The 20,014-nt window shown below is 44.6% G+C and carries 16 protein-coding genes and 2 pseudogenes; 5 read left to right on the top strand and 13 right to left on the bottom strand.

Annotation, left to right across the window (positions count from 1 at the left end; all coding sequences use genetic code 11):
• Positions 1-37: 37 nt before the first annotated feature.
• The 8 genes from eno to OO774_RS07010 all read right to left on the bottom strand — a co-directional run bounded on the left by eno (position 38) and on the right by OO774_RS07010 (position 10,087).
• On the bottom strand, positions 38-1,336 hold the full coding sequence (eno, locus tag OO774_RS07045) for a phosphopyruvate hydratase (RefSeq protein WP_014232217.1): 1,299 nt from the start codon (positions 1,334-1,336) through the stop codon (positions 38-40).
• Positions 1,333-2,310 carry a phosphotransferase gene (locus OO774_RS07040; RefSeq protein ID WP_014232218.1) on the bottom strand — a complete coding sequence of 326 codons (978 nt, stop codon included), beginning with the start codon at positions 2,308-2,310 and terminating at the stop codon, positions 1,333-1,335. Before OO774_RS07040 ends, eno begins: the two co-directional genes overlap by 4 nt.
• A 9-nt stretch (positions 2,311-2,319) precedes the next feature.
• Positions 2,320-3,798 (bottom strand): aldehyde dehydrogenase family protein, encoded by a 1,479-nt coding sequence (locus OO774_RS07035; RefSeq protein WP_264905787.1) that lies wholly within the window; start codon positions 3,796-3,798, stop codon positions 2,320-2,322.
• A 25-nt stretch (positions 3,799-3,823) separates the two neighbouring features.
• Entirely contained in the window at positions 3,824-5,026 is a 1,203-nt protein-coding gene (locus OO774_RS07030) for a hypothetical protein (RefSeq protein ID WP_014232220.1), read from the bottom strand.
• An 80-nt stretch (positions 5,027-5,106) separates the two neighbouring features.
• The gene (locus OO774_RS07025) at positions 5,107-6,702 is read right to left on the bottom strand and encodes a solute:sodium symporter family transporter (protein WP_264905786.1); all 1,596 of its coding nucleotides are present in this window, start codon (positions 6,700-6,702) and stop codon (positions 5,107-5,109) included.
• 130 nt (positions 6,703-6,832) lie between these two features.
• Positions 6,833-7,651 carry a class II fructose-bisphosphate aldolase gene (locus OO774_RS07020; RefSeq protein ID WP_243978680.1) on the bottom strand — a complete coding sequence of 273 codons (819 nt, stop codon included), beginning with the start codon at positions 7,649-7,651 and terminating at the stop codon, positions 6,833-6,835.
• The gene (locus tag OO774_RS07015) at positions 7,635-8,579 is read right to left on the bottom strand and encodes a carbohydrate kinase family protein (protein ID WP_014232223.1); all 945 of its coding nucleotides are present in this window, start codon (positions 8,577-8,579) and stop codon (positions 7,635-7,637) included. Before OO774_RS07015 ends, OO774_RS07020 begins: the two co-directional genes overlap by 17 nt.
• Entirely contained in the window at positions 8,579-10,087 is a 1,509-nt protein-coding gene (locus OO774_RS07010) for a hypothetical protein (protein ID WP_264905783.1), read from the bottom strand. Before OO774_RS07010 ends, OO774_RS07015 begins: the two co-directional genes overlap by 1 nt.
• Before the next feature lie 187 nt (positions 10,088-10,274).
• On the opposite strand from OO774_RS07010, the gene OO774_RS07005 reads away from it, so the two are divergent.
• From OO774_RS07005 to OO774_RS06990, 4 genes and pseudogenes are all read left to right on the top strand, one after another.
• Positions 10,275-11,129, top strand: a complete 855-nt coding sequence (locus tag OO774_RS07005; RefSeq protein ID WP_014232225.1) for an AraC family transcriptional regulator — start codon at positions 10,275-10,277, stop codon at positions 11,127-11,129.
• Between the two features lie 142 nt (positions 11,130-11,271).
• A complete protein-coding gene (locus OO774_RS07000) occupies positions 11,272-12,624 on the top strand; it encodes an MATE family efflux transporter (protein WP_014232226.1) in 1,353 nt (450 codons plus the stop codon).
• A gap of 103 nt (positions 12,625-12,727) precedes the next feature.
• Positions 12,728-13,261: pseudogene (locus OO774_RS06995) on the top strand (dihydrofolate reductase family protein).
• Between the two features lie 158 nt (positions 13,262-13,419).
• Positions 13,420-13,866, top strand: coding sequence for a ricin-type beta-trefoil lectin domain protein (locus tag OO774_RS06990; RefSeq protein ID WP_264905780.1), 447 nt, complete (start codon positions 13,420-13,422; stop codon positions 13,864-13,866).
• 52 nt (positions 13,867-13,918) lie between these two features.
• On the opposite strand, the gene OO774_RS06985 is transcribed toward OO774_RS06990, so the two are convergent.
• From OO774_RS06985 to OO774_RS06965, 5 genes and pseudogenes are all read right to left on the bottom strand, one after another.
• The gene (locus OO774_RS06985; protein ID WP_264905778.1) at positions 13,919-14,839 is read right to left on the bottom strand and encodes a DUF4382 domain-containing protein; all 921 of its coding nucleotides are present in this window, start codon (positions 14,837-14,839) and stop codon (positions 13,919-13,921) included.
• Positions 14,840-15,002: 163 nt separating this feature from the next.
• A pseudogene (locus tag OO774_RS06980) lies at positions 15,003-15,389 on the bottom strand (VOC family protein).
• 81 nt (positions 15,390-15,470) lie between these two features.
• Positions 15,471-16,559 carry a 3,6-anhydro-alpha-L-galactonate cycloisomerase gene (locus tag OO774_RS06975; protein WP_014232231.1) on the bottom strand — a complete coding sequence of 363 codons (1,089 nt, stop codon included), beginning with the start codon at positions 16,557-16,559 and terminating at the stop codon, positions 15,471-15,473.
• A gap of 14 nt (positions 16,560-16,573) precedes the next feature.
• The gene (locus OO774_RS06970) at positions 16,574-17,194 is read right to left on the bottom strand and encodes a bifunctional 4-hydroxy-2-oxoglutarate aldolase/2-dehydro-3-deoxy-phosphogluconate aldolase (RefSeq protein WP_243978684.1); all 621 of its coding nucleotides are present in this window, start codon (positions 17,192-17,194) and stop codon (positions 16,574-16,576) included.
• 11 nt (positions 17,195-17,205) lie between these two features.
• Positions 17,206-18,171: a sugar kinase gene (locus OO774_RS06965; protein WP_014232233.1), complete on the bottom strand. Its 966-nt coding sequence runs from the start codon at positions 18,169-18,171 to the stop codon at positions 17,206-17,208.
• A 375-nt stretch (positions 18,172-18,546) separates the two neighbouring features.
• On the opposite strand from OO774_RS06965, the gene OO774_RS06960 reads away from it, so the two are divergent.
• Positions 18,547-20,007: a mannitol dehydrogenase family protein gene (locus tag OO774_RS06960; RefSeq protein ID WP_243978685.1), complete on the top strand. Its 1,461-nt coding sequence runs from the start codon at positions 18,547-18,549 to the stop codon at positions 20,005-20,007.
• Positions 20,008-20,014: the final 7 nt, after the last annotated feature.

Genomic DNA, 20,014 nt, shown 5'->3' with positions numbered 1-20,014 from the left:
CTATCGCTAGCTATCATATTCTGAATATTAATTGTCGTTAGGCGGGTTCTAGTTGTATCAATTGTTGAAAGATTGAGCCACCAATAAACTCACTGTGCCCTGATAACGCACGTTCAATACGAATCACTTCATTCCATTTCACCATTCGTTCACTACGAGTAAACGAGCCCACCTTTAGCTGGCCTGCATTGGTCGCTACGGCCAAATGACTGATAAATGAGTCTTCAGTCTCACCAGAGCGAGCTGATACCACAGGCAACCAACCCGCATTCTGCGTCACTTCGATCGCTTTTAGCGTCTCTGAGACAGTGCCAATCTGATTTGGTTTGATAAGCACACTGTTGGCTAACTTCTCTGTGATTCCTTGTTCAATCCTAGAGATATTTGTGGTAAATAAATCATCTCCGATAATTTGTATTCTATCACCCACCTCACGCGTGAAAGCCTTCCAAGCTGCAAAATCCGTATCGGCAAACGGATCTTCAATTGAAAGCACTGGATAACGTTCACACCAATCCAGCATCAACGCCAAAAACTCTTCAGAAGAGTAACTCTTCCCATCGAGTGGTAAGTGATATCGACCATCAGAGTAAAGGTCGCTAGCGGCGATATCGAGGGAAATAGAGACATCACGTCCTGGCTGATAACCAGCCTGCTTAATCGCTTCAACAACAAACTCAAAAATGGCTTCATGACTATCAAACGTCGGCCAAAAGCCCCCCTCATCCGCAGCACCCGCTAACAACCCTCGCTGTTTGAGCAAACCTTCTGCAGTACGATAGATATTTGAAGTAACCTCAAGGGTCTCATTGTAACTCTTTGCACCATTGACGATGATCAAAAAGTCTTGGATATCTGTCCGCCATTGTGCATGCGCACCGCCACCCACTAACTGTATTTCTGGTAAAGGAAGTAGGTTAGCTGAACAAGTCGGAGCAAGAGTCTTAAACAGGGGCAAGCCTTGAGCTTTGGCATTGGCATCGGCTATAGCCAGTGACACTGCCAGAATGGCATTCGCTCCCAGCCGTGACTTATTTGCTGTGCCATCGACTTCACACATAATTTGGTCAAGCGTGGCTTGTTGACTAACCTCCTTTCCAACAAGTGCTGGGGCAAGTTCAGTCTTGATGTTCGCAATCGCTTGATACACTGACTTTCCCTGAAAACGAGCATTATCACCATCTCTTAGCTCAAGTGCCTCGAACTGCCCTGTTGAAGCGCCAGAGGGGACGAGCCCAACACCGCATATGCCTGAATCAAGCTCTACCACGGCCTCAACTGTTGGAAGGCCTCGCGAGTCAAAAATTTGGTAGGCATCAACGTTTAAAATTTTCATCGCTTATCACTCCTTAAATCTAGCGTTTCGATAAGACGTTCAATGGTTGTAAATTGATGTTTAAGCATAGGTTTTAGTACGGTTCTAACTTCTGATTTTTCTTGCGAAGAGAGATACTCTACTGGGGATTTACCATCCACTCTTGCCAGCATCATCGCCGCTGTCAGTTTTGCAACTTTAGACTCATCAACGGTTGTATAACGCTCAGCTCCTATTGCTTGCTGATAGGCGTTCAAAAAGATTTGAGCAGCATGCACATACCGAACCTGATCAAAATGAAACGCTTTAAGCAACAGATGGTGAAGCATAAAGGCAACATCAAAGGCTGGGTCGCCATACCAGGCCACCTCGCAATCAACGATTTTTATCTCATCTTCTGCCACCAAAATATTCTTAGGGCTAAAATCACCATGTACTAAGCAGTGTTTAGTGGTGCTCACTTGCAAGCACAAAGACTGCAGCTGCGTTTTCAGATCATTATGCTGTTCTACCATCGATTCAAAATACGGTTCTAATCTAAGTTGATAGAAGTTTCTATCCGAATCAAATAGCGCCTCTGCTTGTTTATCATGCCAACTCACAGCATGAATGTAACCTAGTGCTTCGCCGATACTTTGCGCGACACGTTCACGCACTTCCCCCTGCATGAGTTCTTTCTTCCAGTCTTTGAAACGCTCAGGAAAATACTCCATCGTAAACAAGCGCTCGCGTTCAAAAGAGTGGAGTAATTTGGGCACGTATTGAGGGAAACGCTCTCCTACATATTTTAGATAACGCTGCTCATATAAGTTTCGGCTTGTATCAGCAAACCACTCTTTTTCTACTTTAAGCTTTTCCAGTGCACGCTTAACGACTAAGCAGCTGTTATCGTCTTCAACCAAATAGATCTCACAGCTCACCCCACCAGTAAGCGGGGTGGCTGTGGCATGATCTTTTGAGACTACATTGTGCTTTTTCAATATGTCTAAAATCATGCCTTACCTCTATCGAATTGAAGCGACCGACTGATGTCGCAAGTAGCCTTCGAATGTTGCTCGGCTATTTACACCACCGCCACAACCACTCTGGTTACACGCACCATAATGCAAGCCATACTCAAATACATTGTGCGCATTGATCCAACTGTTTCCGGAAACTAAACGAACGGCTATCTCTTTAGCTCTTGGCAAGTCTGTTGTCCAAACGCTATTTGCCAACCCATATGGATTGCGATTTGCTCGTTCAATCACTTCATCTTCATCGGTAAATTTGAGTAAGAATGCGACTGGACCAAATATCTCCTCTTGCGCCCAAGGATTATCGTCCTTCCCTGCAAGCAATGTCGGCAGAATGAAGTATCCTTTGACTAACTCACTACCAGTTACCCTGTCACCACCTGTGACAATTTCTGCACCTGCCGATTGTGCTTCAGCGACACACTGCAAAACTTTACTCATTTGCTTATGAGTACACATCGGCCCCATAACCGAGTCAGAATCCAATCCGTTACCGATTGAAATCGCTTCAAACGCGGCTTTTGCTTTAGATACAAATTCATCATAGATAGATTCATGGATATACCAGCGAGATGCTGTGCAACAAACTTGCCCAGCATTCAAAGTTAACGCACCAGTAAGCCCTTCCACGGCACCATCAATATTGACATCTTTACACACTACAGCGGCCCCTTTTCCGCCGAGTTCTAACTTAGCTGGAACAAGGTTACGTCCACACACCTCGCCCACATGTTTGCCAACCTCTGTCGAACCTGTAAACGACATAAGCTTGATCTTAGGATGATTGATTAACGCCTCACCCGCGACACTCCCCTGCCCTGTAACGATATTTACGACACCTTTAGGAAACCCTGCCTCTTCACATAGCTTGGCAAGATATAATGTAGAAAGTGGGGTTTCGGATGCAGGCTTAATTACCACAGTATTTCCAGCCGCAAGTGCTGGTGCAATGCCCCATGCACACAGCGTCAAAGGGAAATTCCAAGGGAAGACGAACGCCGCCACACCGTATGGACGTTTGATGGTTTGGCTGTCAGTAACTTCAAGACCAAGTTCGATTTCATACTCTGTCTCTTGTGCTATCTGAGCAAAATATTCAAAGCACTGTGCAGCAAACGGAACATCAAACCCCAGTGCTGCTGACACTGGTTTACCGACATCAATACATTCAAGTTCAGCGAGCACCTGAGTGTCTCGATTGATCAGCTCTGCTAACTTGGTTAGCCTGAGAGCGCGTTCAACAGGTGAAAGCGCAGCCCAAGCTGGGAAGGCGCTATCTGCCACCATGACTGCAGAATCGACATCTTGTGCATCGGCTAAACACACTTGTACTATTTGAGCTCCTGTTGCTGGGTTTTCTACTCCCAGCGTATGCTTGGTAGTTTTCCACTCACCATTGATGAGCATTGGCAGTGGTTTTGTTTCTAAAAACGCTAACGTTGTAGGGTGTAACGATTGGATTGTCATAACAAACGCTCCTTGTGTTATTGGATTAAGCTTGGCGGCATGCCTTAAGTCCTTGAAACGATAGGTCTAGCGTTTCTATGTGACTCTCAATGAGCAAAGCCAGCTCAGTTTCAGTTAATGTGATAGCCGCCTCTGCGGGCAGCTTCATCAGTGAATTGATACAAAGAAAGGCAGCCGACGAGTATGCAGGAAGGTGATGCATTGTCGGCTTGCCCAAAACAGTCGGATTTTCGAGGCTCCAGTCATACCCTTTGCATGATCCGCCAATAGAGCACTCCATGCCCAGAGCATAATTACGGTCACAACCTCCGGTATAATCTGCCCAAGGCTGCGCGCCTCTACCACCCGCATGAATCCAGTAATTCATAAACGAAGGTGACACTTGGTTAGCCAATTGATTAAAAGGAATTACAGAAATATAAACAAGCTGAATGAACGGGTTGTAGCAAGCTGCCCACATATGGCGAGCAGATGTTGTGGTAGCCGTAATAAAGTCAGCGTGCCCCGAATAGCCCATCATTGTTGAGCAATCAATGCTGTGGTTTCTTGAACTGGGAGCTTGATTAAGACGCGAGAACTGGCTGCCTGGTATGAGCTGAGTAGTTTCGTCAAACTCTGTCCCCGAAGGAGCAACCTGATACTCGCTACAGTTATCTAATATTCGACACCCTCGCTCAAGAAATGGTGAGCCTAAAGTCGTGTGCCAAGCTAGGTTAATGGGAATGCTCTCTGCACAACGATTAGTCACTTCCAATACCATATAGTGGCTGTTGTCATCACTTCTTAGGTAGTCGGTTTTACAGTATTCAAGCCCTTTATATCCACCCTTTAACTGCCATTGAGCGAGACTGTATTCACTTGTGCCATCATCAATACAGAGCGCTGAGGTCAGTTGCCAATCTTGGTTCGCAGTATCCCCATGTGTTGGTATCTCTTGATTGCCACCACCAAACGCGGGCGCGCAACAGAATGTTCCTGCCGCCTGACGCAGTAGCTCTACTGACCAGTAGTCCACCTGCTCTTGTGACTGATGATCCAACTTACCAGAGAAAGGAGATTTGAAGTGTGGCAACCAATGTGTATTGACTCTGCGAGACGACAAGCCATCATTCAATTGAATCGAAAACTCAGGTGTCATTCCGCCAAATTTTTGTACAAACAGGGTCACTTCATCGTTTTTTAACCAAACGCCACCCTGCCCTAAATAACGGCCAATATCTGCGTACATACTTCATCCTTAACGCTATGACTGATGCGAGAATAAAGGGCTGACAGCGCATCACACTATGTAAGCCGGCCCTAACCTATCTATTGAGCAATACCCAGTGGTGAGAAAATCACATAGAGCGCCACGACGCCGATACAGATCACACCAGCAAACAGTTTTGCGTGCTTCCAAGGTGTCAGTTCCACTTCGTCTTTCTCTACCGGCTCATACACCTCTTTTTGTGGGAATAAGTGTCCAATTATGAGCATCAGAATTGACGTTGCTACAAACAAAATGCCGGTTAAGTGCAAGAAGTGAATATCCGGTTGGAAAACAAAGCTGGTCAGCGCATAAGCCAGCATAAAGACCACAATACCGATATTAGCAGCCATAGCTGGAACACGATTGGTTACTAACCCAACCACTATCACGGTAAACATCGGCGCCATATAGAAGCTATTAATGGTTTGGAAGTATTGGAAGAACCCTTTAGGCGCATAGTAAATGAATGGAGCGACAAAGATAGCGAACAGACCAACCACCGCACCGAACATCTTACCCGTACGAACCAAATCTCTGTCATTAGCGTTATTATTGATTAAAGGTTTGTATACGTTGAGCGTGAACAACGTTGATGTACTGTGAAGCACGCTATTGAACGAGCTTAAAATGGCACCAAAAAGAACGGCAGCGAAGAAGCCAATCATTGGTGTCGGTAACACTTCACGTACGAGCATTGGATACGCTACTTCACCGTTTGGTAGGTCTGGGCCAAACATTGCGTAGGCAATGATTCCAGGGATCAGCAAGAAAAATGGGCCAAGTAGCTTTAACATGCCAGCCCAAAGCACCCCTTTCTGACCTTCCGCTAAGTTTTGTGCGCCCAAAGCGCGTTGAATGATGGACTGGTTTGTTCCCCAGTAGAAGAGGTTAAGAATCAACATTCCAGTAAAAAAGGTTGAGAAAGGCACCGGATCATCTTTGCCACCAATCGCATTGAGTTTTTCTGGATGCTCTGTCATAAGGTATTGAAAACCCGCGATAACACTGCCTTCTCCCAGTGCTGATAGACCAAATAGAGGGATCAAGACCACACCACCCACCAGCAAGCCGATACCGTTAAAGGTGTCTGAATAGGCAATCGCTTTCAAGCCACCAAATACGGCATAACACGCACCCACCAGACCAATAGAGACCACCATGATCCAGATACTGCCCCAGTAAGAGACCTCAAAAATGCCTGATATATCAAAAATACCCCCCAGTGCCACTGAGCCGGTGTAAAGAATTGGGGGTAACAAATTCAGCACATATCCAAATAAAAATAAGAACGTACAGAAAAACATAGTGCTCTTGCCAAAACGGACTTCAATAAACTCCGGAATGGTTGTCACACCACCACTGAGATATTGGGGTAACAAGTAAAGCGCTACCACAACAAGGGTTAATGCTGCGCATACTTCCCACGCCATCGGCGTCATATTTGCGGTATACCCTTGTGCGTTAAGACCAACAAGTTGCTCTGTTGATAGATTCGTTAGCATCAATGACGATGCAATCAAGACGCCTGTTAAGCCCCTCCCAGCTAAGAAATAGGACGTAGCCGACTCTTGCTGTCGTTTTTTACTTCGAACTTTATACCACGACCCGAGCGCAACAGCCCCAGTCACTAAAGCAAATGAGATTGGAATAATCATAGTAATTCCTTTGTTTTCACGTTATTGGATTCCACTGCGTTTCTTATGAGCACTAGTGGTTGAAAATCATCTCTTCACTGGTTCTAGTTATATTTAGCGCCACCTTAAGCGGCGCTTCTGTTGTTATTATTTAGTCCACCATCTCAAGATAGTTAGCCACTTCTTTTTCTACTTTCGGCAATATCTTTTTAATCGTAAATGGCGGATACGCATCTAAACCATCGAGCTGTATCTGCTGACCTAAATTCTGCATATACGCTGTGTGAATCGCCGTACCCACGTTAATTTTGCAGATCCCCATAGTCAGTGAACGGCGAATATCCTCTTCAGGAATCCCCGTTCCGCCATGAAGAACTAACGGCACATCAACCGCTTTATGGATCTCAAGCAAACGGTCAAAGTTGATCTCTGGCTTACCCTCATAATGACCATGAGCCGTACCAATCCCTACTGCAATCATGTCCACGCCCGTTTGCTCAGCAAGTTGCACAACATCAGAGACCGCCGCTAAGTAATCATCACCATCAACGCCTCGACCACGAATTTTGCCAATCTCAGCCTCAACAACCACACCCTTAGCATGCGCATAATCAACCACTTGCTTGGTGAGCTTTATGTTATCTTCTAGCGGCATGTGTGAGCCGTCAAACATCACTGAATCAAAACCAACATCGACAGCTTGTAAGCACAAGGTGATGTCATCACAGTGATCAAGATGCAAGTAAACAGGCACCGAATAACGCTTTTTCATACAGGCTACGATGGCATGCAATACATCCAACCCAAGAGCATCCACCACCTTGGTGTACGCCATCAACATAACCGGAACATTTTTACGCTCCGCTGCTTCACATATAGCCTGTACATCCCAGACATCATTGAAGTTATAGCCAACCAAACACTCATCTGTTTTATGGTATTCAGCCAGCAGTTCAGATAACTTCTTCATAATATTCCCTTGTTATATCTACTTGTTCAAAATGAGTAATAGCGCCACTACTGCCATATTGCTGCACAACGGTTGCGCCTGCTCGATTAGCAACTTTTACCGCTTGATAGACGTCATAACCACGAGAGATCGCGGCTAGAAAACCACTGACGAAACCGTCACCGGCTCCGGTTGTGTCCACGACTTTACTGACGGGCTCACTTTCAACCCAGTAGCTCTGAGTACCATCGTTCACGTAAGCGCCCTTAGCGCCTGCTTTGATGACGACAACGCTGACACCTTTTTCGATGAAAAAGTTTGCACACTCCTCAATGGTCTCTTTTTCGGCGATCTGCTGCGCTTCATTTAACGTGGGCAGGAAGTACGTAAGTGAAGGCAATAAAGACGCTATCTTTGTCAACCAAAGCCCTTGTGAATCCCAACCTACGTCAAGTGAGGTAATTTTTCCCTGCTGTTTTGCTGTGTAAAAAAGCTCAGTTAATCCACTATTTTCAAGCCCGGGCAGCAGATAGAAACCACTGGTGTGTAACATGTCTCGCGACATAACTTGAGCTACGTCGATATCGTCCATTGTTAGTGCATCTACTGCACCACCTTGATAAAGAAACACGCGCTCACCATCCTGCTGTACTAAAGCGATCGCGACTGCCGTTGGATTTTTCTTAGATACCGCTAAAGTTTGAGTATCGATACCACGCCTTTGATACACGTCCCGCAGATGATGGCCAAACAAATCATCGCCCAACTTGGAGTGCAAACTGACATCCACTCCCATCGCTGCAAGGTTGAGAGCCACATTTGCCGCATCGCCCCCCGGTTTAATATTGACGTTATCAACCAAGGTAACGTCGTGATGAAATTCGAAGGAGTCTAATGGGCCAACGATCAAGTCAGCCACGGCCATCCCGACACAAGCCACTGTTTTCATTATTGACCTCCAAACCCTGCGCTTTCTCCGGCATTACTTACGGGAATATCTTCGACACCTAACCAGTAGTTGAGTACTTTTAAGTCTTCAGCGAAGTGCCCGCGACCCACAATCCAGTGATGGTCAAGCCCCTTATCCAAAATGGTTCCGACGACTTGCGCCGCACTGACACCTGACGGAATCACCTCACCATATGTGCCTCGGAACTTCATGTCTGATTCGACAATCTCACCTTCAAAGGCCAACACTGTATCAATCGAAGGTGCTTGGTATTTCGCGATAGTGACTGGGCCTGGTTCAACCAAAAACTCAAACAACATGCCCCAAGCGGTCTCTTCATCGTAGTTTTCTAAGATGCCGTGTTTACGACATTCAAAGCCCGCCGCTTGTTTGCGCAGACAAGTCGCCGCAGAGCCATTGTGCCAAACTCCTAAGCGCTCACCATCAGACGACAGATAGGAGATATCAGACAACATCGGCTGAGATAAGCCATGACGGAGTTCTTTAAACAGCAACATAGTGATCATTGCTCCCGTATCCGCTTCATCCGCTACGATAATGCCTTGGTCGTTCATTAATGCCATCGCACCGTCACCAGCGACGTTGAGGTGATCAAATAGTTCAGGCCAATTTTTGAAACTCACACCAAGGTAATCCCCTTCTCGAGCGACAACCATAAGAGCCAATGCCAAACGTATTGTGTCTTCTACTTGCTTGTCTGGAACGTTATTCAGCTTGCAGTCTGGGTGACTCAAGATTAAACGCTTCACCTCTTGCACATCGTCGTCTTTAAACTCTGACATGCGAGAGGTAATATCGACTAGGTTCACTCGATCAAAGCCCAGTTCAAGCTTTTTCATAATCTCAAGTTCATTCATTTCGCAATCATAAAATCCAGGTACTCGGCTTGCGCCTGCAATCAGAGCTTTACGACCTTTGAGCTGTGATAATGTACGGCTAACTCGTGCAAAGCGCTGCAATTCCGCTTCAACTCGCTCATCTTGCGGTGCGCAGAACAGCCACTGATATTTCACATCGAGTGAATTCAAAATTCCTAATACAAAGTTCTGAGAACACAAACGATTAGCTTGAAGGTTTAGCCCATTGCCCATTGGCTCAGGCATCGCCAGACTGAAAATTGGGGTCTTGTGCCTTGACAGCCATGTACCTAATTGTGAAGCGACCTCGCCTGTTGTATAAGCTGAATGACACAACACCAACCCGTCGATGCCACCATGAGCGGCGTCATCAAGAAACTGTTGTAGTTCGGTGTGGTCTTGAAAAGGCTCTTGAGCGGCAACGAAGTCGTACTGCTCTTCTGGCAACATCTGACGAATTGACTCAGCGACCGACAATGTTGTCTCTCGCGCTAAATCCCAATTAAAGTGGATCTCAATTGCTACAGATACAAAGGCAATGCGCGTTTTTTTGCGAGGTTTCTCAGCAGGAATCAGTGAAGCAATAAAATCAGTTGCAACACCCTCTAACGATATTTCAGATTTAATCATCTATCTGTCTCCATTTCGATTATGGTGACTAGCATAGAGGGTTATGGTAAACCAATCTGCGCAGATATTTGCGCATAATGATCAGAAATTAGCATCACTTAAATTCGTGAAATGGATCACTTACCCTATTGATTTTTAGCCTTTATTCTATACCCACCTTAAGAGCAACAAAACGAGAGAGCCTCAAGTGAAAGCCACTGCAGAAACCATTACACGAAGAGAGCGCTCGTTTACTGCTTACCAATTTGAATCGGCTGAATTTGAGCACCCCTACCACTTTCATCACGAAACAGAATTGGTGTTTATCACCAAAGGACACGGTAAAGTCTTAGTTGGAAACAGTACTGCAAACTTTTGTGAGGGCGATATTTTCTTGATTGGTGCAGATGTACCTCACCGATTTACCTCATACAGTGCGAATGCTAAACACCCTCTTTGTTCTTACGTTTTGCAGTTTACCCCTGATTGTTTCGGCAGCTTGTTTGTGGATACCCCTGAACTGTCGCGTATCGCTCAAATGATCTCAGATTCGCGTCACGGATTAGTCATACGCTCTGCACCAACTTACCTATTCGAGAGTATAAAAAGCCTAATAGAAAGTCAGGGCGTCTCCTCTGTTATTCAGTTTCTCTCTTTGCTCTCTGAAATCAGTAAGCTAGGCCAATGTGAATACCTCGCAAACCATACCGATACGCAAATCGAAGTCCAACCCAGCACGAAAATTTCAGCATCAATTGACTGGATGCAGAACAACTACCACCGTGAGTTTGACCTTGAAGCGATTGCAACGCGAACCAGTATGAATAAAAACGCTTTCTGTCGCGCCTTTAAAAACCACACTGGCCAGTCACCAATGAGTTACATAACGCAAATTCGCTCCGAGGCCGCGGCAAAACTCTTACTAGAAACAAAATTAGGTGTTGCTGATATCGGTTTTCGAGTCGGTTTTTCTACGGTGTCCAGTTTCAACCGAAACTTTAGGCAATATCACGGCACATCGCCGAGTGCATATCGAAAGATGACCGCTATTTTTGCTGATTAATAATTGTTTAAACTTCAAACTTTTGTGGATTAGCGCAAAGATTTTGCTCATTATTTAAACCACAATAGAGCGTAATTGGTTGACCACTAAGTCTGATCTTCATTTCTCGGTTGACCTGATTCTATCTCGCAGGAAGCTAAACATGTCGTTAAAGTCTCAATCTCTTGATGGGAGAATGAATATTGTCGCTCTTACTTGGCCGATATTCATAGAAACACTGCTACGAAGTGCTCTTGGTATCACAGATGTATTCATGCTCTCTGGCTATTCAGATTTAGCCGTGTCTGCCGTCGGTGTGGTGTCACAAATTGTCTTCTTCTTGATTGTCATCTCTTTGATGGTCAGCAGCGGAACAGGGATTCTAATTGCACAATATAATGGTGCCCAGCAACATGAAAAGTCGTCCCAAGTCGGGCTAGCTAGCATGATTCTAGGGTTAAGTGTTGGGATAGTATTGAGTCTAATGATGTTTTTTAGCGCCGAAGCTATTGTTGGCGTGTTTGGCCTTGAACCTGCCGTTGCACAGGTGGGGTTCGATTATTTTATTATCAGCGGAGTCTTCACCTTTAACTTAACTTTTAGTGTTGTATTAACCACCATTTTACGCAGCCATGGCTATTCTCGCTCACCGATGGTGATAAACCTGATTGCTGGTATTCTCAATATCATTGGTAACTATATTGCCCTTTACCAGCCTTTTGGGCTACCGGTCTACGGTATCACTGGTGTCGCTATCGCTACAGTGTTTAGTCAAATCGTCACCACACTCCTATTGATAGTAATTCTAAAGCGCAGTGATATTCACTTTCCTTATAAAGATTGGCTGCGAATTCCGAAATCTATTTATCGTCAGATATTCCGAATTGGCGTAATGAATGGTGGCGAGATTCTCTCTTACAACCTATCGCAGATCGTTTTAGTCTATATCGTAGTGCAACTAGGAACATCTTCACTTGCCGCCTATACCTATGCGCAAAATATCACGCGTGTGACTTTCACTTTTGCACTTGCGTTAGGCCAAGCGACACAAATTCAAACCAGCTACTTCGTAGGTAAGCAATGGCTCGATAATATTTTCACTCGGGTACACAAATACTACTTTGTTGGGCTCGCCACCTCTTTAGCCGCGATCAGTTTGGTCATACTGTTAAAAGAACCCATTATTCGTCTCTTTACTGAAGATCCAGAAATTACCGCTTTGTTAGCTACGCTACTCATCGCCTCTTTGCTTATTGAAGCTGGTCGTGTTGGCAATCTCATTTTTATTTCTGCACTAAAAGGGGCGGGCGATATTAACTTTACCGTAAAAATTGCCATACTTGTCATGTGGGGTGTGTCGGTTTCATTAGGCTACTTATTAGGGCTACATTGGGGTATTGGCGTTCTCGGAGTATGGTTGGCCATTGCCGCAGATGAGTGGGTTCGTAGCAGTATCATGTTTGTTCGCTGGCGTTCAATGCACTGGAAGCGTTTCTCGTTAGTGCCGACGTCTTAACCCAGAAGAGCATAAATTAAAAGCGTCGTAATACACCTTGCACAAACTATCGAGTTAACGATAATGCTCGTCCCTTAGACCGGTCTTGAATACGGAACAATTTATGTCAAACATCATTTATATCGCCACTAGCCTTGATGGGTATATTGCAGATAAAGAGAACAATCTTGATTGACTGCACGACCTCCCAAACCCTGACGGATCAGATATGGGTTTCGCTGAGTTTATGGAAACCATTGACGCTTTAATCATGGGAAGAAACACACTAGATATTGTTCTGGGCTTTGATATTGATTGGCCCTACAGTAAGCCTGTTTATGTTCTGAGTAATACCATGACGCAAGTGCCGACAGGTTACGAAGATAAAGTATTTCTCGTCAAAGGAGAGCTTAAGCTGGTCATTTCAGACCTCAATGCAAAAGTCCTAAATAATCTCTACATCGACGGTGGGAAAACGGTACAAATATTCCTCAAAGAAGATTTAATTGATGAAATGATTATCACAACTATTCCTGTACTTCTCGGTGGCGGCATTCCGCTCTTTGGTGATCTTGCACAGCCTTTAAAGTTCAAGCACGTCAAAGCGAAAAGATTGCTCGACTGTATCGTACAAAATCATTGCATCAGAACACCATAGGCACTTTTCCCAGCCAAATTCATCTTGTTTTCTATACTGTTATTACCGTACCGGAACGAACAAAAATAGGATGAGTTTCCATGATCAAGATACACGCTCTCGTCATACTTGTAACATCTGCCCTCTCTCACTAATTGAACGCCAAAGATGTTGAGATCATGCTAGCAGATAACCTTGATGGTTATTTGGATGGCTATTGTCTCGATATTGTCGGTAAGGGAAACCACATTACCCCAGATAAAGGCCTTCTAGTACACACGTGCTATCGCTATCAAGGCTCTATCGGTGATGACCAAGCCTTTGACGATATTAAATTCGCTGAACATCGGCTCTATCTTTCTAAGTTCAATGTGTGCGTTCAAGCCACCGAGCTAGACAGTCACTCACCCGTGGAGCTTGCTGAATGTAGTGATTCTGAGTTACAGCGCTTTGATTTTAAGCCCGATGGCACCATTCGTTCTGCATTCGATACGCAATTATGTCTTACCGCAGGGCTGGAAACGAAACGTGGCCGAGGAGGTACGTCAGATCATCAAATAAAAGCCCTGACTTTGCATAAATGCAGTGAGGCTAAAGAGATATTTCAGGTTTGGACGACTAGATAGAAACACATAGGAAAGCGCTAGGCTCCCTATTTTAATTGATTTCAACTAAATTTTATTTGAAATCAACCACGTGTTCTTTGGTCGACTCCAGTGTCACTTCTTTTACTTGTTCAGTAGGGTTCGCAATCTTTATCTGATCGTATTGAACAGGGTCATCAATATAAGCACCACAAGTAAACGCCACTGTGTAGTCTCCTGAAGGAATAAAGCCGAAGGAGTACTCCCCTTCATCAGAAACCTCTGTTAATGCATATGGAGCAGAATAGTTTTCTGGTAATTCAAAGTCATCAAGATAATCTTCATCTTGAGTATCGATATTGTCGACTAATGTACCCTCTTCATGGTCATGACCTCGGTATAAGTAAACAAAATTTCCTCCGTTAGCCGTACACGCGTCCCCCTCAGTGAACAAAGCAGGGTCAACATGACCAGATAATGAAGACGCAGCACCATTATCAACAATCTTTACTCCATATGGCTTCAGGTTGTATCCATTGTTGTTGCTATTATTCCCACGTAAAACCAGAGATTGGCGCAGATCAAATTCAATTGTAAATGCTTGTACGGTTTCAGTGTCGACTTCAAATCCACCTAGCTTTAACTTATTACTAGGCACTTTCAGATTGTGATTGCCATTTGCCTCAACCCATTGAAGAGATTGATTTGACTTGGTATGGACAATCAATTCTCTGTAGTTTCCGATCGCAATGCGTTCATCGGACAGAATTACACGAGAATCATTTCCTTGATAATCGAGTAAATTGATTCGCTGGTAATCATTGTCTTCATCTGTATCAACAACGTTAAGGTAGTAGCGCTGGCCACTTTCATGAGTTAGTTCAAGTGCATCAAATGCCACGACAACTTCAGTTGCATCATCAACTGGTGCATCTGAGACAGCAAAAGAGACCAACGCAGTTTCGTTTGAATTGGTTGGGTTGTCTGAGTTGCTATCATTACAGCCCGCAAGCAAGACAATAGCTCAGCCCACTGCTACAAGTTTTGTATTCATTTATTATATTTCCATTGGATAAGGATAAACGCCGCGCAGTCTATCTATTCAATGCCAGAAATCCGTCATTAGGGTATGCGATGATTGATCTTTTCCAATCAACAAGTAGCCCGTGGAATGAACATCACACTTGATAGAGCTCTAGAGGCAAATCATCTGGGTCTTTGAAAAAGGTGAAGTGTTTCCCGGTGTATTCATCGACACGAATGGCTTCGACCTCTAATCCTCTGCCCTTTAAGTATTCAGCGTATTGCTCAACAGAATGAACGCGAAAAGCCAGATGACGTACCCCTTACGCTTCAGGGCCACTCACTCTGGCTGACGGGTTAGGACATGAGAACAGTTCAATCTGTGAACCGTCAGGTAACTGCAAATCTAGCTTATAAGAGTCGCGTTCTTGACGGTAATGTTCAGCCAGTACCTTTAACCCAAGCACATCACAATAGAACGATTTAGATTTTACGTAGTCAGAACAGATTATCGCCGCGTGATGGATGCCTAATAATTTCATAGTTTCAACTTCAAATAAGTTATCGTCTGATTAAAACACAAAACCCCTCAAAAGAGGGGTTTGGATTCAAAGTCTACATGTTTACACTTCGTACTGAGCAATTTTGTCCCAATCGAACTCGACCCCGATACCCGGCTCATTGGACGCCACAGCGCGGAAGTTTTCTACAACCAAAGGACGCTTGGTGTATTCATCAATCGGGAAGCTGTGCACCTCTAGCCAACCTGTATCAAACGCTGAAACAAGACTTACGTGTAGCTCTTGCATACCGTGAGTACACACTGGGATATTATGTTCTGTAATCAAGTCCGCCGCTTTCAACCAACCGGTAATGCCACCACAGTTTGAGGCATCTGGTTGGCAGTAGCCAAGCTTTGCTTGGTCCATTGCATAACCAAACTCATGAATGGTGTGAAGGTTTTCCCCCATGGCCAACGGAATCGCTGTATTGTCAGCAATCTCAGCAAAACCTTTGTAGTCATCTGGCAATGTTGGCTCTTCAAACCACGTGATGTCATATTGCTCTACCGCTTTTGACAGTTTGATCGCTTGTTCTACTGTCAACGAATAGTTGGCATCGATCATAAAGGTGATATCTGGCCCAATCAGCTCGCGAACCGCCTTAATGCGGTCAATATCTTCTTGCATATTTTCGCGACCAATCTTGATCTTAACGGCATTGAAGCCACTTTCTAAATAACCACAAATATTGTTGAGCAATTTCTCAAGTGGAAACTGAAGGTCAATGCCACCACAGTACGCTTTACAGGTATTGTTTTTTCCACCAGCCATTTTCCATAACGGCAAGCCTTCTCGTTTACCTTTTAGATCCCAAAGCGCAATGTCTACCGCAGACATCGCAAATGTAGAGATACCGCCACGACCGACATAGTGAATATGCCACTCCATAAAGTCATAGATCTCTTCAATTTGCGTCGCGTCTTTGCCGATTAGCGCAGGCTGAATATCATACTCTAGCATCGCTTTGATCGAGTAACCGCCTTTGCCACCAGTATAAGTATAGCCGGTTCCCTGCGAACCATCTTCTAACGTGACCGTTGTAGTGATCAGCTCAAAGTGGTCATGATCACCATGTTTTGCATCAGATAAAATTTCCTTTAACGGAATCTTAAACAGTCTCGTTTTGATGTCTTTGATTGTTGTTTTCATTACTCATACCTGTTCTATACTGCGGCGACAATTTCTCTGACCAATCGGCCAATTTCATCCCAAGCGCCTTTATGTACCAGTGATTTATCCACCATCCACGTACCACCACAAGCAAGTACAGCAGGAAGAGCCAGATAATCATGAATGTTGTTTTGATTGATACCACCTGTAGGCATCACTTTGATTTGTTGATAAGGGCCAAGCAACGACTTCAACATCGCTAGACCGCCCGACGCTTCTGCTGGGAAAAATTTAACAGTATCAACACCAAGCTCAAGAGCTTGCTCAACCAACGATGGGCTGTTTACACCAGGGACGATGGTTATTTTATGTTTTTGACATGCTTTTACTGTGCTTGGGTTCAAGCCTGGAGAAACAATAAAGTCAGCACCCGCCTCTTTTGCCTCAATTACTTGAGCTTCGTTCAATACCGTACCCGCACCAATCAAGATGTCTGGATAAGTAGTACGAAGTAAACGAATGGCTTCAGTCGCCGCGTCAGAGCGAAAGGTAATTTCTGCGACTGGTAAACCATTCTCTACCAGCGCCTTACCTAAAGGCAAAATATCTTGCGCATTATCTACAGCAATCACAGGCACAACTTTGAGCTTAGCTAAACGTTGATTGAGATCCATTTCTTTGCTCCCTATTTAGATTCGTTGATTTTCTCAAGCACTTGCTCAAATGTCGGTAAAGGGGCAACTGCACCAAAACCAGTAATCGTGATAGACGCGGTGGCATTTGCATACGCAAGACACTGCTCTAAAGACTCTCCGTTGACATAATGCGTACAGAATGAGCCTGCAAATGAATCACCAGCAGCGGTCGCATCAACAGGTGTCACTTTATGCGGAAGGATGAAATGCCTAATATGCTCATTAGCCACTGTCGCACCGTCACCACCCTGTTTAAGTACGACAACTTTCGCGCCTGCTTTTAGGTAGAAATCGATGATATCGTCAGCATGTTCAAGGCCAGTCACCAAGCGTGCTTCGTCAATACTAGGGAAGCAGACATCGACTAGTGACGCGGTTTCATTAATGATGGCGCGAGCGCGTTGCAGTGACCATAGCTTTAAGCGCAAGTTGGTGTCATAGGACACTTGAGTGCCGTGCGCTTTCGCTGTTTCAATTGCTGCAAACACTGAGTCACAACTTGAATCACTAATCGCCTGAGTAATAGCAGTGATATGAAGAAGCTTAGCATTGGCAATCGCATCTGATGGTAAGTCTTGCGGTGTCATTAAACTGGCCGCAGAGTTCTTACGCAAGAAAGAAAAATGGTGTCCCTCATCATCGTGCGTAATAAAATAAACGCCCGTTGCTTTATTTGGTAGTATACACACAGCTGAACTGCTAACACCCTGCTGTTCCCACAGCTCAACAAAACGCTTACCGAATTCATCGTCGCCAAGTTGTGTCAACATTCCAACTGATGCGCCTTGTCTTGCTGCTGCGATAGCAAAGTTCGAAGCATCACCACCAAAACCACTCAAGAAATCAGGCTGGCCTGAACCTGCTTGTCCAACTTGGCTAAACTCAAACATTGGCTCACCAAAGCTAAGAATATCGCTATAGCTAGACTCCGTATCTTGTTTTATTTCCAAACTCATTGTCATTCAACCTTAATCTTAATCTTAATCTTGAAACCAAATATATTTGCTGAAATACGCTCCAGCAAAGGAATGTAAAAGATATTAAGTTAGAGACGCCACATGGTCAACCAATCAAACTTTTGATTTACCAACTAAGATCACAGTTCTTGTTTTAACCCTCATAAGGGCCAAAAATAAGGTCCAAAGATTTTATGAAACCACTCAAAAACATCACATATAACGTTAATTAAATCACAAAAACAGATACAGCCCCATTATGGTTGACCAATAAAAATTATTTGGTATGCTATCTGTGACTTTTATCACTGAAATAACCACTTCTCCACAGTATAAATGACGCATTGGTTAATCAATTAACTACAAAGGTTGAACATGAACGGTTTAAATATTGAGAAAGCGAGATACACAACGAAAACTACGTATGCTCGTGAAGAACTTGCAACAAACATTGTGCATATTGGTTTTGGTGCTTTTCACCGCGGACATCAAGCTGTTTATAACGACTTAACAAATGACATAACAGGCTCTCGTTGGGGCATTTGTGAAATAAACATGTTTGGACCTTCTGCACTGATCGATGATTTGAAAACGCAAAACGGTTTATTTACTGTGGTCGAGAAATCTGCGACCAAAACAGAAACCCGTCTAGTGCGCACGATCACTGAGCAAATCCATACACCAGATACTGGCATCGCTACAGCAATAAACAAGTTGATTGAGCCACAGGTTAAGATTGTCTCTTTGACAATTACAGAGAAAGGTTACTGTGTTGAACCACAATCACGTGTTCTTGACACCACAAACCCACTGATTGCTCATGACCTTGATAACCCGACTCAACCACAATCTGCGATTGGTCTGATCACCGAGGCTCTTAAGCAGCGCAAAGCACTCGGTCTACCTGCATTTAGTGTTATGTCCTGTGACAACATTCCTGAAAATGGACATCTCACTCGTAATGCAGTACTGGACTTCGCAGAACTTTGTAACCCAGAACTTTGTGCATGGATCGAAGAGAACGCATCGTTCCCAAGCACGATGGTCGACCGCATTGTCCCCGCTATGACTCCTGACCAATTTGATGTAATTGAACAAGAAACAGGGTATCGCGACCCTTGTGGCGTAGTGTGTGAAGACTTTCGTCAATGGGTTGTTGAAGACAACTTTGTCGCAGGTCGACCTGACTGGACAGCAGCAGGCGCAATGTTGGTAGAAGACGTGCTTCCGTATGAGGAGATGAAGCTCCGCATGCTCAATGGTAGCCACTCATTCCTTGCATATAACGGCACGTTAGCGGGCTATGAATACATCTATCAATGTATGCAAGACGAAGAGTTGCGCCAAGTCACTCTGACTCTAATGAGAGAAGAGCAAGCCAAATCACTTAGCCCAAGCCTAAGTGTCGATCTAGAACAGTATGCCGAACTGCTAGTCGCACGATTTAGTAACCAGAACATCAAGCACAAGACCGGACAAATCGCGATGGACGGTTCGCAAAAACTTCCACAACGAGCGGTTGATCCTTTCCTCACATTGTACGATCGCGGAATCGCAACGCGCTGCTTGCCTGTTCTCATCGCCGGATGGATGCACTACGTCATCAACACGATTAAGTCAGGTGAAGCTCTAGCTGACCCATTGGCAGAAGAGTTCACCGACATTGTCTCTCGAGCTAATGACAAACTACAAATCGCTGAAACGCTGCTGAAAGTAGAAAAAGTTTTCGGTGACAACGCAGAGCAACACAAGTTATTCAAACAACAAATTCTAAGCGCCTTCGAATTCATCGAAGAGAATGGCATCAAAGCGATGTTCGCTGAGCTTACTCACTAATTCAAAA

Origin of the sequence: Vibrio sp. STUT-A11 (assembly GCF_026000435.1) — a bacterium.
Taxonomy (GTDB): domain Bacteria; phylum Pseudomonadota; class Gammaproteobacteria; order Enterobacterales; family Vibrionaceae; genus Vibrio.
The sequence above is the reverse complement of the archived record's forward strand: the minus strand, read 5'-3'. Positions and strand labels throughout refer to the sequence as shown.